At 74.2% G+C, this 13,867-nt stretch carries 10 protein-coding genes and 5 tRNA genes; 8 read left to right on the forward strand and 7 right to left on the reverse strand.

The genetic code is table 11. The features are described 5' to 3' along the window. Positions 1-44 precede the first annotated feature (44 nt). The 3 genes from cobT (at position 45) to ACIQFZ_RS07620 (ending at position 6,275) form a co-directional block, all read left to right on the forward strand. On the forward strand, positions 45-3,962 hold the full coding sequence (gene cobT, locus ACIQFZ_RS07610) for a nicotinate-nucleotide--dimethylbenzimidazole phosphoribosyltransferase (RefSeq protein WP_402690816.1): 3,918 nt from the start codon (positions 45-47) through the stop codon (positions 3,960-3,962). 208 nt (positions 3,963-4,170) lie between these two features. Further along, positions 4,171-5,403 carry a uroporphyrinogen-III C-methyltransferase gene (gene cobA, locus ACIQFZ_RS07615; RefSeq protein WP_402690817.1) on the forward strand — a complete coding sequence of 411 codons (1,233 nt, stop codon included), beginning with the start codon at positions 4,171-4,173 and terminating at the stop codon, positions 5,401-5,403. Positions 5,404-5,456: 53 nt separating this feature from the next. Further along, on the forward strand, positions 5,457-6,275 hold the full coding sequence (locus ACIQFZ_RS07620; protein WP_365425738.1) for an RNA methyltransferase: 819 nt from the start codon (positions 5,457-5,459) through the stop codon (positions 6,273-6,275). A gap of 514 nt (positions 6,276-6,789) precedes the next feature. Here ACIQFZ_RS07620 and ACIQFZ_RS07625 read toward each other — a convergent pair. Beyond that, the gene (locus ACIQFZ_RS07625; RefSeq protein ID WP_365425740.1) at positions 6,790-8,142 is read right to left on the reverse strand and encodes a serine/threonine-protein kinase; all 1,353 of its coding nucleotides are present in this window, start codon (positions 8,140-8,142) and stop codon (positions 6,790-6,792) included. A 570-nt stretch (positions 8,143-8,712) separates the two neighbouring features. On the opposite strand from ACIQFZ_RS07625, the gene ACIQFZ_RS07630 reads away from it, so the two are divergent. Next, positions 8,713-8,907: a hypothetical protein gene (locus tag ACIQFZ_RS07630; protein WP_365425742.1), complete on the forward strand. Its 195-nt coding sequence runs from the start codon at positions 8,713-8,715 to the stop codon at positions 8,905-8,907. Positions 8,908-9,112: 205 nt separating this feature from the next. Here ACIQFZ_RS07630 and ACIQFZ_RS07635 read toward each other — a convergent pair. The 5 genes from ACIQFZ_RS07635 to ACIQFZ_RS07655 form a co-directional block, all read right to left on the reverse strand. After that, positions 9,113-9,184 (reverse strand) — tRNA-Val (locus tag ACIQFZ_RS07635). 37 nt (positions 9,185-9,221) lie between these two features. Beyond that, positions 9,222-9,293, reverse strand: a tRNA-Val gene (locus tag ACIQFZ_RS07640). 25 nt (positions 9,294-9,318) lie between these two features. Further along, positions 9,319-9,390 (reverse strand) — tRNA-Val (locus tag ACIQFZ_RS07645). 1 nt (position 9,391) lies between these two features. Next, a tRNA-Cys gene (locus ACIQFZ_RS07650) sits at positions 9,392-9,465 on the reverse strand. A gap of 38 nt (positions 9,466-9,503) precedes the next feature. After that, positions 9,504-9,576, reverse strand: a tRNA-Gly gene (locus ACIQFZ_RS07655). 178 nt (positions 9,577-9,754) lie between these two features. Here ACIQFZ_RS07655 and ACIQFZ_RS07660 point away from each other — a divergent pair. The 3 genes from ACIQFZ_RS07660 to ACIQFZ_RS07670 all read left to right on the forward strand — a co-directional run bounded on the left by ACIQFZ_RS07660 (position 9,755) and on the right by ACIQFZ_RS07670 (position 12,525). Continuing rightward, a complete protein-coding gene (locus ACIQFZ_RS07660) occupies positions 9,755-10,807 on the forward strand; it encodes a chorismate-binding protein (RefSeq protein WP_402690841.1) in 1,053 nt (350 codons plus the stop codon). After that, on the forward strand, positions 10,804-11,625 hold the full coding sequence (locus ACIQFZ_RS07665; protein ID WP_402690818.1) for an aminotransferase class IV: 822 nt from the start codon (positions 10,804-10,806) through the stop codon (positions 11,623-11,625). Before ACIQFZ_RS07660 ends, ACIQFZ_RS07665 begins: the two co-directional genes overlap by 4 nt. Positions 11,626-11,700: 75 nt before the next feature. Further along, complete coding sequence (locus tag ACIQFZ_RS07670; RefSeq protein ID WP_365425746.1) at positions 11,701-12,525, forward strand: GNAT family N-acetyltransferase; 825 nt, start codon at positions 11,701-11,703, stop codon at positions 12,523-12,525. Positions 12,526-12,577: 52 nt separating this feature from the next. Here the strand turns inward: ACIQFZ_RS07670 and ACIQFZ_RS07675 are convergent, their stop codons facing one another. Next, the gene (locus ACIQFZ_RS07675; protein ID WP_365425748.1) at positions 12,578-13,108 is read right to left on the reverse strand and encodes a DsbA family protein; all 531 of its coding nucleotides are present in this window, start codon (positions 13,106-13,108) and stop codon (positions 12,578-12,580) included. A gap of 191 nt (positions 13,109-13,299) precedes the next feature. Here ACIQFZ_RS07675 and ACIQFZ_RS07680 point away from each other — a divergent pair, with 191 nt between their 5' ends. Beyond that, on the forward strand, positions 13,300-13,746 hold the full coding sequence (locus ACIQFZ_RS07680) for a hypothetical protein (protein WP_365774324.1): 447 nt from the start codon (positions 13,300-13,302) through the stop codon (positions 13,744-13,746). The last annotated feature ends 121 nt before the right edge of the window (positions 13,747-13,867 follow it).

Consider the following 13,867-nt stretch of genomic DNA (forward strand, 5'->3'; position numbering starts at 1 on the left):
TGAGCTGGTCGTAGGAGCACTAAACCGATGGGCGAGGGGTACGCATGACCGACACCGGCCAGGTCCCGGGCGAGGGACTGCCGGAGAGCGCAGGCATGGTGGAGCAGCCGGGCGTCCCCGCGCACGGTGCGTACGCCTACCTCTCCGAGTCTCCCGCCGAGGACGAAGACCTCCTCCTGCCGGGCTCCCACGGAGCGTGGGGCAACGAGGTGGCCCCGCCCGCCCCTGAGCCGGTCCTCGAGGCCGTCCACGAGCAGGATCCGCACGAGACGGCCGGTCGCGACACCGGCTCCGTCGACCTCGGCGCTGCGTGGCACCACGACCCGGCGGCCACGCCGCCGGCCGGGATCGCCGCGGCGGTGCCCCCGCGCCGGCCGCTGCACCTCGGTCCGCCGATCCCCGACGCCTCCGCGAGCCCGGTCCGCTCCCTGGCCGACCGCGGTCCCGCGGACGCGCCGGTCCGCCGGCCGGGACCGCCCACGACCGGCCCCGAGTACTTCGACGTCCCGCAGTTGCCCGAGATGGCCCCGCAGGGCGCCGCGCCCTGGGGTGCCCAGCCCACGGTGGCGGCCCCTCCGGTGTTCGCCGGGGCGGGGACCGCGGAGACGGTCGTTCCGGTTCCGGTCCCGGAGCCGGTCGGCGTGGCCCAGGCCGCCGTCGCCCCCGACGCGGCCCTGTCCGGCGCCGTCCCGTACGGCCCTGACACGAGCCACCTGCCGACGGACGGCCGGGGCCCGGTGCTCGGCCAGGTCCCGACCGGTGGCCGGACGCCGGAGGCGGGGCCGCGGTCGGAGGGCGCCGGTGTTGCCGTGCCGGGGGCCGGGATCGAGCCCGGTGGTGCGGCTGATGGTGCGTCATCCCAGTCCGGGAACGCTGTGGCCGGGATCGTCCCGGGTGCGGGTCAGGTGCCCGAGGCCGGTCCGGAGTTGGAGGGTGCCGGTGTCGCTCCCGGTGCGCCCGTGCCGGGGGCCGGAGTTGAGCCCGGTGGTGCGGCCGGGGCCGAGTCCCGGTCGGAGGGCACTGTCGCCGGCGTTGCCCCGGACGCAGGTCAGGTTCCGGCCGGTGGCCAGGAGCCGGAGGCCGGGACCCGGCCGGAGGGTGCCGCCGCCCCGGACGCGGTCCAGGTGCCGGATGGCGAGCAGGTGCCCGAGGCCGTCCCGCAGTCGGAGGGTGCCGGCGTCGTTCCCGGTGCCCCTGTGCCCGCGGCCGGCGTCGCGCTCGGCGGTCCTGCCGAGCCCGCGCATGCCCCGGACGCCGCGCAGGTGACGGATGGCGTGCAGGTGCTCCAGGCCGGTGACGCTGCCGAAGGTGCGGCCGAGGTCTTGCAGGCGGGTGTCCCCGCCGCCGTGGCCGCCGCCGAGACGACGAGCGCAACCGGAACCGGCCCTGGGGGAGTGCAGGCCGGGCCCGCGCCCGTCGCCGTCAACACCCCTGAGGCGGGCCAGAGCCCGGAAGGGTCCGCCCCGCAGACCGTTCAGGCCGAGGCCGCGCAGGTTCCGGCAGCCGCTCACGCCCCGGAGGCCGGCGACACCGCCGAGGCCATCGTCGCGGCAGATGAGCCGACCGAGGCCACGCAGCCGCAGGCTCAGGCCACCGACGCCGCCGAGGCCACGCCCGCCCCTGCGGCCCCCGCCGATGCCACCGTGACGCCCATTCGCCTCGTGGAACAGCCGACTTCGCCGGAGGCGCCCACGGCCGTGGAGCCAGGCCCGCAGGACGCGGCCGATGCCGCCGCACCTGCCGCGGCTCACATCGCGGACCCCGCCGTCCAGAATGCGGACGGGTCCCAGGCCGCCGAAGCCGCCCCAGCGACCCCCGAAACGGCCGGGCCCCAGCCCGCCCAGCCGGACGCGGCGACGCTGCCCGCGGACCGGACCCCCGGCGGGCACGCCCACGGCGCGCCCCTCCGCCCCGGCGTCCCCCTTCAGCCTCAGCCCGGCCAGACCCTCGGAGAGTTCGTGCCCGTCGAGGGCTCGGTGCCCACCACCCCGCACCTGGCCCCGACCCCGCCGCACCCCATCGTCGTCCCGGCGGACCACCTCGCCGCCGCCGGGGAGCCCGCCGCCACGGTCCCCGCACCCCGCGACGGCGAGGCCGCCGCCGCGTCGAGCGAGAAGCCCGCGCCCGAGGCCGTCCAGCACGCGGACGACCTGGACACCCACGGCGCCGACGCGGAAGAGGCCCGGGAGGAGAACGCGGCCGCGGAGGCGGAGGCACCGCGGCCCACCGGTCCGGCCGCGCCCGGCTACGACGACGCCGAGCGCGAGGCCGTGCTCAAGGTGATGCGCGAGCGCCGCGACATCCGCAACGGCTTCCGCGGCGACCCCATCCCGCACGAGGTGCTGCTGCGCGTCCTGGAGGCCGCTCACACGGCACCGTCCGTGGGCCACTCTCAGCCCTGGGACTTCGTCGTCATCCGCTCCGCCGAAACCAGGCAGGCGATGCACGAGCTGGCCATGCGTCAGCGCGAGGCGTACGCCAAGTCGCTGCCCAAGGGCCGGGCGAAGCAGTTCAAGGAACTGAAGGTCGAGGCCATCCTCGACACCCCGGTGAACATCGTCGTCACCGCCGACCCGACCCGCGGCGGCCGGCACACCCTGGGCCGCCACACCCAGCCGCAGATGGCGCCGTACTCCTCCGCGCTCGCGGTCGAGAACCTCTGGCTCGCGGCCCGCGCCGAGGGCCTCGGCGTCGGCTGGGTGAGCTTCTTCGACGAGCGCGAGATGGTCCGCGCCCTCGGCCTGCCCGAGCACCTGGAGATCGTCGCCTACCTGTGCGTGGGCTACGTCGACGAGTTCCCGGACGAGCCCGAGCTGATGCAGGCCGGGTGGTCCAAGCGCCGCCCGCTGTCCTGGGTCGTGCACGAGGAGACGTACGGCCGTCGCGCCCTGCCCGGCGAGGACCCGCACGACCTGCTCGCCGAGACCGTCGCGCAGATCCGCCCGCTGGACGCCAAGGCGCTGGGCGAGGCCTGGGAGCGGCAGAAGCGGATGACCAAGCCGGCCGGCGCGCTCGGCATGCTGGAGATCATCTCCGCGCAGCTGTGCGGCCTGTCCCGCCAGTGCCCGCCGCCGATCCCCGAGCCCGCGGCCGTCGCGGTCTTCGCCGGCGACCACGGGGTGCACGCCCAGGGCGTCACCCCCTGGCCGCAGGAGGTCACCGCCCAGATGGTGGCCAACTTCCTCGGCGGGGGAGCGGTCTGCAACGCCTTCGCCGCCCAGGTGGGCGCCGAGGTCTGCGTCGTCGACGTGGGCGTCGCCGCCGACCTCCCGGCCACGCCCGGTCTGCTGCCCCGCAAGGTCCGCGCGGGCACCTCCGACATGACCGCCGGTCCCGCGATGACCCGCGAGGAGGCCAAGCAGGCCATCGAGGTCGGCATCGAGACCGCCCGCGACCTGGTGGCGGCCGGGAACAAGGCGCTGCTCACCGGTGAGATGGGCATCGCCAACACCACGGCGTCCGCGGCCCTCATCTCCGTCTTCACCGGCGTCGAACCCGCCGAGGTCACCGGCCGGGGCACGGGCATCAACGACGAGACCCTGGCCCGCAAGACCGACGTGGTCCGGCGCGCCCTGGAACTGCACCAGCCGGACCCGGCCGACCCCATCGGCGTGCTCGCCGCGATCGGCGGCTTCGAGCACGCGGCCATCGTCGGCCTGCTGCTGGGCGGCGCCTCCCTGCGCACACCGGTCATCCTGGACGGCGTCAGCGCCGGCGCCGCCGCCCTGGTCGCCCGCGCCATCGCCCCCGAGGTGCTGGCGGCCTGCATCGCCGGCCACCGCAGCGCCGAACCGGGCCACGTCGCCGCCCTCAACAAGCTCGGCCTGCGCCCCCTGGTCGACCTCGACCTGCGCCTCGGCGAGGGCACGGGCGCGCTGCTCGCCCTGCCGCTGGTGCAGAGCACGGCCCGGGCGATGCACGAGGTGGCCACGTTCGACTCGGCGGGAGTGGCGGAGAAGTAGCCGCGCGGAATCCCCGATTCCCCGGCCGCCGGCCGCGCTTGGGGACGGACCGGACCCACGGTCCGTCCCCCGCCTGCCACGGCGGTGCCCACGGCCGGGATCCGGCCACGCCGCCCAGCCACCGGACGCCCAGGCCGCCGCACCCCCCGACCGCGTAAAATCCGCACGTCAGGGCTATCGCACCGCCGCCGCAAGAGGAGCTCGCCTCATGGCCGAACACCCCGCCTACCCCGTAGGCCTCCGCCTGACCGGCCGCCGTGTGGTCGTCCTCGGTGGTGGGCAGGTGGCCCAGCGCCGCCTCCCGGCGCTCGTCGCGGCGGGCGCGGACGTCGTCCTCGTGTCGCCCGAGGCCACCCCCTCCGTGGAGGCGATGGCGGACGCGGGCGAGATCACCTGGAAGCGGCGGCCCTACGAGGACGGCGACCTCGCCGACGCCTGGTACGCCCTGATCGCCACCAGCGACCACGACGCCAACACGCGCGCCTCGGCCGAGGCCGAGCGCCTGCGCGTGTGGTGCGTCCGCGCCGACGACGCCGACGCCGCGACCGCCTGGACCCCGGCCACCGGCCACAGCGAGGGCGTCACGGTCGCCGTGCTCACCACCAGCGCGCGCGGCCGCGACCCGCGGCACACCGCGGCCATCCGCGACGCGGTCGTGGAGGGCCTGCGCGACGGCACGCTGGTCGCCCCGCACCACCGCACCCGCACCCCCGGCGTCGCCCTGGTCGGCGGCGGCCCCGGCGACCCGGACCTGATCACGGTCCGCGGCCGCCGGCTGCTCGCCGAGGCCGACGTCGTCATAGCCGACCGGCTCGGCCCGCGCGATCTGCTCGCCGAACTCCCGCCGCACGTCGAGGTGATCGACGCGGCGAAGATCCCCTACGGCCGCTTCATGGCCCAGGAGGCGATCAACCACGCCCTCGTCGAGCACGCCAAGCAGGGCAAGTCGGTGGTCCGGCTCAAGGGCGGCGACCCGTACGTCTTCGGCCGGGGCATGGAGGAGGTCCAGGCACTCGCCGAAGCCGGGGTTCCCTGCACGGTCGTCCCCGGTATCTCCAGCTCGATCTCGGTCCCGGGCGCGGCCGGCATCCCGGTCACCCACCGCGGGGTCGCCCACGAGTTCACCGTGGTCAGCGGGCACGTGGCGCCCGACGACGAGCGTTCCCTGGTCGACTGGCCGTCCCTGGCCAGGCTCACCGGCACGCTCGTCGTCCTGATGGGCGTCGACAAGATCGGCAGGATCGCCGAGACGCTCGTGGCCCACGGCAAGTCCCCGGATACCCCGGTCGCCCTGGTTCAGGAGGGCACGACGGCCGCCCAGCGCCGGGTCGACGCGACCCTCGCGACGGTCGCCGAGACCGTACGCGCGCAGGACGTGAGGCCGCCGGCCGTCATCGTCATCGGCGAGGTCGTCGCGGTGGGCCCGCGCACCGAAGCGTGACCCCCGCCCACCCGAGCCGCCCGCACCATCACCAGGACAAGGCAGTATCACCCGTGGCCGAACTCATCACCGTCGAGGACCCCGACGACCCGCGCCTGCACGACTACACGGACCTGACCGACGTGGAACTGCGCCGCAGGCGCGAACCCGCCGAGGGCCTGTTCATCGCCGAGGGCGAGAAGGTCATCCGCCGGGCCAGGGACGCCGGGTACGAGATGCGCTCGATGCTGCTGTCCGCGAAGTGGGTCGACGCGATGCGCGACGTCATCGACGAACTCACCGCGCCTGTCCACGTGGTGAGCCCGGAACTCGCCGAACGGGTCACCGGCTACCACGTCCACCGCGGCGCCCTCGCCTCCATGCAGCGCAAGCCGCTGCCCACCGCGGCCGAGGTGCTGCGGACGGCCCGCCGGGTCGCGGTCATGGAGTCCGTCAACGACCACACCAACATCGGCGCCATCTTCCGGTCCGCCGCCGCGCTCGGCATGGACGCGGTCCTGCTCTCCCCGGACTGCGCCGACCCGCTCTACCGCCGCAGCGTGAAGGTCTCCATGGGCGCGGTCTTCTCCGTGCCGTACGCCCGCCTCGACATCTGGCCGGGGGACCTGGAGGCGGTCCGCGAGGCCGGTTTCACGCTGCTCGCCCTCACCCCTGACGAGAAGGCCAAAACCCTGGACGAGGCCGCCCCGCACCGGATGGACCGGGTCGCGCTGATGCTCGGCGCCGAGGGCGCCGGCCTGTCCACCCGCGCCCTGGCGGCCGCCGACGAGTGGGTCCGTATTCCCATGTCACACGGCGTCGACTCCCTCAACGTGGGCGCCGCAGCCGCGGTCGCCTTCTACGCGGTCACGACGGGCCGCCCTCAGTCGTAGGCCCCGCCCAACGAGCCATGGGACCGCCGGGTGCCCGAGATCGTCCGTGGCGGCTGCGGCCGACCCCTACGGCCGCTGCGGTTGCGATCGCCCTTCATGCGGCGAGGGGTCGCCTTCAGCCGTAGGCCTTGCCCGACGAGGCGGCGTCCGCCCGACGAGCCGTGGGACCACTGGGCGCTCGGGATCGTCCGTGGCGGCTCCCGCCGGGCCTTTACGTCCGCCACGGCTGCGGTCGCCTTTTGCGCGGTGGCGACGGGTTGGCCTCAGCCGCAGGCCCGCCCAACGGGCCAGCGCCCCGCCCAACGAGCAGTAGAGCCCGCCGCCCGACGGGCCCGACAAGCGTTGGACCCGCCCGACGTCCGACACCCGAGTTCGTCCCCCCGTGGCTCCCGTCGGCCCTCACGTCCGTCGCGGCTGGGGTCGACTTCTACTCGGTATCGACGGGCCGCCCTCAGTCCTGGGCTCCGCCCGACACCGGAAGCCCGAGAGCGTCCCCGGCGGCTCCCGCCGGCCCCTACGTCCGCCGTGGCGACGGTGTTTCCACCGCCTGCGCGTGCGCGTGCCGCTGCTCCCGTACGCCGTGGCCGTCGTCGCCCAGCCCCCGCGCGGGCCCCTGGCAGCCCTGTGCCGCCGCGATGCCGAGCGCGACCAGCAGCGTCACCACCACGAACACGGTCAAACGCTGTCGCAGCAGCCTCGGGTTGGCGGGCCGCAGGCCGCTCGACGTGCCGCGCGGCCCCGTCCGCCCGGCGCCGTCGCGCCGCACCGGACGGCCGCCGCTGCCCGAGCGCGAACCGCCCCGGGACGCCGGTGCCGGGCGCGAACCGCCCGTACGGGACGGACCGCCCCGGGACGACGAGCCGCCCCGCGACGGAGGGACCGAGCCCTGTGGGGCGGGGGTGCCCGGCGGACGCCGCCGGCCCCGCGGCTGCTCGGTCTGACCGGGTCGCTGGTGTCCCGGGTAACTGTCGACCAGCGGACCGCTCGAACGGTCCGCCTCCGCGGCACGGGGCGCCGGCGCCTGTGCCTCGCCCAGGTCCTGCGCCTCGCGCGCGGCGATCTCCTTCAGCCGCAGCGACAACTGCAGCGTGGTGGGCCGTTCCTCGGGGTCCTTCGCCAGGCACGCCCGGACCAGCGGAGCGAGTGCGTCGGGCACGCCGTGCAGCTGCGGCTCCTCGTGCACCACGCGGTACAGCATCACCTCGGAACTGCCTTGCCCGAACGGCGAGTCGCCCGTCGACGCGTAGGCCAGGGTCGCCCCCAGCGAGAACACGTCGGTGGCCGGAGTGACCGCGGCGCCGCGCACCTGCTCCGGGGCGAGGAAGCCCGGAGAGCCGACCGCCGTGCCGACGTGCGTGAGCGTGGAGGCACCGGTCGCCCACGCGATGCCGAAGTCGATGATCCGCGGCCCCTTGGGGGACAGCAGGATGTTGGAGGGCTTGAGATCCCGGTGCACCACCCCGGCCTCGTGCACCGCGACCAGCCCCTCGGACAGCGCGGCCCCGATCGCCGCCGTCTCCGCCGCGTACAGGGCGCCCTCTTCGGCCACCTTGTCGTGCAGGGAGGGCCCGGGCACGTACTGCGTGGCGAACCACGGCCGGTCCGCCTCCAGGTCCGCGGCCACCAGCCGCGCCGTGCACCCGCCCCGGATCCGCCGCGCCGCCGAGACCTCGCGCGCGAACCGCGAGCGGAACTCCTGGTCCTCCGCCAGATCCGGCCGGATGACCTTCAGCGCCACGCGCTGGCCCTTGCGGTCGGAGCCCAGGTAGACCACGCCCATCCCGCCCGCGCCGAGCCGTCGGTGAAGCCTGAACGAGCCGACGACGCGCGGGTCCTCGCGCCTCAGGCGCATCATCGCCATGTTCATCCCCGCTGCCCGGTCCCTGTGACGAGCCACAGCTTACGTATCCGGGACCGCCTGCGCGCAGAGGCCGCGCCCTCTCGACCCCATCGATTGTCCGCGCGAGACCGCGGATTTGACACGCGGTCAACGTGCTTGGGGCGAGCCCGCCTTGGGGAGTTTCAAGATCCCAACCGCCCGCTGGGGGAAGGAGGTTGGACCAGTGCCGGGCGGCTGTGGGGGCAGGGGGCGGACCGGCCCGGCCGCCGGGGGGAGCAGGGCCCGTGCCGGGGTGCGGCCTAGGTGAGAGAAGTCACGCACAGCGGGGGCGGCTCATCCGGTGGGCCGGTGAGGGCGGCGGCGCCGCGGGCGTCCCCTCCGGGAAGACCCCGAGGCCCGGAGCCATGTCTCCACCCAGGGGAGTAGTCCCCAGCTCACGGCTCATCCTCCGGGAGGCCCTCCAATCGGTACGAGGGCATGACGCCCTGGATACGCCGCGCGCCTAGATTTGAGGTCAAGCGGCGGGTGCGGCACTCGTCCCCCGAGGTCAGGCACCCGCCGCTGCCAACGACAACCGAGACGGTCAGGAGAGGGACCATGGCCCTGACGGCACCGCGGACGCTGCTCCGCACCCAGGCGCGGTTCGCGCGCTCCCGCCGAACGGGCCGCCGCCACCCCCTGGTGGCGACGCTGATGGCCCTTCCCCTGGCGGCCCTGCTCCTGCTCGTCTTCGACGGCTGGAACACAGTGGCCACACAGGCGTCGTCCGTGGGTGTGGTGCTGGGGCGCTGAGCGGCGACCCCAGGCCCGGAAGAGCGGTCCGGGCGGGGACATCCACCCATGAAACCCCGTGGGGACGGGGGTGCGGCGGACGGCAGAATGCCGGCGCAGCTGGGGAGCTGCGCCGGCATTGTTCTGTGCCCCGGCGGCCCGGCCGCCGTCGCGTGGAACGACGAAGCCCCCGGCCGTACGCGACGGCCGGGGGCTTCCTGCTGTGTGGACGATACTGGGATTGAACCAGTGACCTCTTCCGTGTCAGGGAAGCGCTCTCCCGCTGAGCTAATCGTCCTCAAGATCATGATCACGGGTAAGGATCACGATCCCTGTGCGCGATACTGGGATTGAACCAGTGACCTCTTCCGTGTCAGGGAAGCGCTCTCCCGCTGAGCTAATCGCGCGGGTAAGGATCTTCGGCAGATCCAGTGGACGATACTGGGATTGAACCAGTGACCTCTTCCGTGTCAGGGAAGCGCTCTCCCGCTGAGCTAATCGTCCTTGGAGGTGGAGACGGGATTTGAACCCGTGTAGACGGCTTTGCAGGCCGTTGCCTCGCCTCTCGGCCACTCCACCAGGAGTACAGGGGACCCGGGAGATCCCCTCTTCCTACGAGCGGACGACGAGGCTCGAACTCGCGACCTCAACCTTGGCAAGGTTGCGCTCTACCAACTGAGCTACGTCCGCCTGTCGTTTCGGTCCGCTTGCGCGGCCCGGCGACGTGTTGAACTCTAGCGGATTCCCGGGCCAGTACAAAAACGCGTTTGTGCAGCGTGCTGCCCTGCGTCCGCTCGGCGACCCGGCCGGGGGCCCGGAACGACACGCCCGGACCGCCCGGGACGGCGCCCGCCATAGACTCGACGGCGTGCTCGACCTGCCTCCTCTTGCCCGTTTCGGCGACCGTGTCGCCACCGGCCTGACCGATGTCACCAGCGATCCCGCAGCCCTGGACTCCAGCGGTTTCTGGGCCGTCGCCGCGGACTACGAGGGCCGGCTGACCTGCGCCCGCTTCCGTGACGTGCGGGAGGAACCCGTCCCCGCTCCCGTCCCGGGCCGGTGGCGCGGCCCGGCGGCCGGTGACTGGACCTCTTCCCTCGACCACGCCGCGTACACCGCCGGCGTACGACGCATCCGCGAGCACATCGCGACCGGCGAGGTCTACCAGGTGAACCTCTGCCGCGTGCTCGGCGCGCCGGTCGCTCCCGACGCCGACGTGGACGCCCTGACCGCCGTACTGGCCCGCGGCAACCCGGCGCCGTATGCGGGAACGATTCGCCTGCCCGGGCACGGGGTGGAGATCGCCACCGCGTCCCCCGAGCTCTTCCTGCGCCGCGACGGCCGGACCGTCGAGTCCGGCCCGATCAAGGGCACCGCCCGCACCGAGGCGGAGCTCCTGGCGAAGGACTACGCCGAGAACGTGATGATCGTGGACCTGGTCCGCAACGACATCGGGCGCGTGTGCGCCACCGGCAGTGTCACGGTCCCCGACCTGTGCGTCGTCGAGAAGCACCCCGGACTGGTCCACCTTGTCTCCACGGTCCGCGGCGAGCTGTGCGAGGGCGCCGGCTGGCCCGAGCTGCTCGACGCCGCCTTCCCGGCCGGCTCGATCACCGGAGCCCCCAAGTCGAGCGCCCTGCGGATCATCGACGCCCTGGAGACCGCGCCCCGCGGCCCCTACTGCGGCGGCATCGGCTGGGTCGACGCCGACCGCGGGACGGGCGAGCTGGCCGTCGGCATACGCACCTTCTGGATCGACCGCGCCGCCGACACACCCGTTCTGCGTTTCGGCGCCGGCGCCGGGATCACCTGGGACTCGGACCCCGAGGGCGAGTGGCGGGAGACCGAGCTGAAGGCGGCCCGGCTGCTCGCGGTAGCGTCGGGCACGTACGAGGAAAGCGGAGAGGGACTGCAACGGTGAAGATCTGGCTCGACGGCGCGCTGCGGGACATCGAGTCCGCCCGTGTCTCCGCGTTCGACCACGGGCTGACCGTGGGCGACGGCATCTTCGAGACGGTGAAGGCGCTCGACGGAAAGCCGTTCGCGCTGACCCGCCACCTGGACCGGCTCACCCGGTCCGCCCGCGGCCTGGGCCTGCCCGACCCCGACCACGACGAGGTGCGCCGCGCCTGCGTCGCCGTGCTCGAGGCCAACCCGATGCCGCTGGGCCGGCTGCGCATCACCTACACCGGCGGTCACGGGCCCCTCGGCTCTGACCGCGGGGACCAGGGCCCGACGCTGCTGGTCGCCCTCGGCGAGACCACCCGCCGCCCCGACTCCACCGCCGTCGTCACGGTGCCCTGGACCCGCAACGAACGCGGCGCGCTCACCGGCCTGAAGACCACCTCGTACGCCGAGAACGTCGTCGCGCTCGCCCGCGCCCATCAACACGGCGCCACCGAGGCCCTGTTCGGCAACACCGTCGGACGGCTCTGCGAGGGCACCGGCTCCAACGTCTTCGTCGTCCTCGACGGGCAACTCCATACCCCGCCGCTCGCCTCCGGCTGCCTCGCCGGGATCACGCGCGCCCTCGTGATCGAGTGGACGGGCGCGAGGGAGACCGACCTGCCGCAGGACGTCCTGAGCCGGGCCGAGGAGGTCTTCCTCACCTCCACCCTGCGCGACATCCAGGCCGTGCACCGTGTCGACGACCGCGAACTGCCGGACGCCCCGGGCCCGGTGAGCGCCAAGGCCATGCGGATCTTCGACGAACGCTCGGCACACCGACTGGACCCCTAGACCCGGCGGTCCTGATCCGCTCAGGCGGGACATAATCGGCTGCCGCACCCTGTCGCAAGGGGTAGAACATCCCTGATGACCACGACCCTGCGGCCGACCGAGCCGCTGCAGCAGAACGCCGACGGAACCCGTTCACGCCGCTACCAGGTGTGCGTGAACAGCCGCCCGGTCGGCGGGATACACCTCGCCACGCACCCCGTCTTCGGGCCCTCCGTCGCCAGGGTCCTCGACCTGCACATCGACGAACCGGACCGCCGCCGGGGCCGCGGCACGGTGGCCGCGCTCGCCGCCGAGGAGGTGGCGCGCGGCTGGGGCTGCAAGCGGATCGAAGCCGCCGTACCCGCCGACGCCGAGGCCGCGGTCCGGCTGGTCACGGCGCTCGGCTACGTCGAACGCAACCGCGCCATGGAGAAGCGGCTGGACGCCGGCGCGCCCGAACTGCCCGCCGGTAGCCGGGGCAGGCCCATGACCCCGGCCGAGTACGGACCATGGCTCGAACACGGCAAGCTCGGCTACGCGCAGAGCTGGATCGACCGCGGCGTGCCCGCCGACGAGGCACGGGCCAAGTCGGAGGACGACCACGCCCGGCTGCTGCCCCAGGGCCCCGACACCCCCGGCATGGTGCTCAGCGTGCTGGAGCACGAGGGCACCCCGGTCGGCACCCTGTGGGTGGCGGTCACCGAGGAACGGGCCTTCGTCTACGACGTCGAGGCCGACGAGCGCTTCCGCGGCCGGGGCCACGGCCGCTCCCTGATGCTGCTGGCCGAGATCCAGGCGCTGGCCGCGGGCAGACGCGTCCTGGGCCTCAACGTCTTCGCGGGCAACACCCCGGCCGAGCGGCTGTACGAGTCCCTCGGCTACCGGCCCGTGCTGCGCGCCGTCTACAAGGAACTGCTCTGAGGAACGGCTTCGGCGCTCCGTGAGAACAGCGGCGACGGACGGGCCGGGCCGGTCAGTTCCCCTGCCCGGCCTCGGCCAGCAGCCGGTCCACGATCTCCTCGATGCGCTCGCGCAGCCCCTCCTGGCTCTTGCCGCCGTCCAGGCGCTCGCCCCCGACCACGTACGTCGGCGTGCCGGTCACGCCGATCGCCTTGCCCTCGGCCTGGTCGGCGTCGACGATCAGGATGTGCCGGCCGTCGATCAGCGCGGTGTCGAACTCCTCGGCGTCCAGGCCCAGTTCACGGGCCACCTCGATCAGGACGGGCTCTCCCTCGCGGGCCAGCCGCTCGACCCGGCCCAGCACCGCCTCCACGTACGGCCACCCCTGCCCCTGCTCGGCGGCCTCCTCCGCGGCCTGCGCGGCGGTGAAGGAGTGCTGGTGCTTCTCCAGCGGGAAGTGCCGCAGCCGCAGCTCCAGCCGGTCGCCGTACCGGGCGCGCAGGGCACGCAGGTCGTCGAGCGCGGTACGGCAGTCGGGGCACTGGAGCTCGCACCAGACGTCGAGGACCGGGACGGGGGCGTGCGCGGGGGAGGAGTCGCTCATGGGGACAGTCTCCCAGGCCCGCCGCGGGTGCCCCAACCGGGATCACACGTCGTAGGCCCCACCGGGACCTGCGGAGGAGACGACCCGGAGATCTCCCTGAAGTCCGCCCGGAACATGGCCTCCCCGGCGGTCGGCGGTGCAGGATGGAAGGGACGAACCACCCCGACCGGTGAGCCTGCCTGGAGGACCGGATGATCGCCGAGACCGTATGTTCCGCCGTTTCCGCGGCCGGCCTGGGCATCGCCGCCGTCACCGCCTACCGGCGGCGCTTCCTCGCCGCGGCCCGTATCGCCGCCTACTCCCTGGTCCCGGTCGGCCTGGCGATGACCGGGATCGTCGGCTGGCTGGCCGACACCGCCTTCAGCCCGACCGCCTGGGCGGGGTTCGGCCTGCTCGGCGCAGCCTGGCTGCTCTTCGCGACGACCCGGGCGGTGGAGCGCCGCCGCGGCGGCACGCGCAAGGAGCGCAAGGAGACGACCCGGACGGCGGAGCGGGGAGCGGTGGCTCCGGCGGCGTCGGCGCCGTCCCTGGGACCGGCCGCCCGTACCTCCGGCCGGCCCGCCGCGAAGCCGGCGGCGTCCGGGAGCGAGGACGACTTCAGCGACATCGAGGCGATCCTGAAGAAGCACGGCATCTGACGGTGATCATGGGTGTGCCCGTAAGTGATCACGGTCCGCGCCGAAGCGGACCGAAGATCACGGAATCCTGTTGACTCCCGCACAATCCTGGTGTGTTGATCGCGTCAGCCGCGGTGGCTGC

The sequence above is a fragment of the Streptomyces sp. NPDC093064 genome, from assembly GCF_044754605.1.
In the GTDB taxonomy this organism is placed as follows: Bacteria; Actinomycetota; Actinomycetes; order Streptomycetales; family Streptomycetaceae; genus Streptomyces.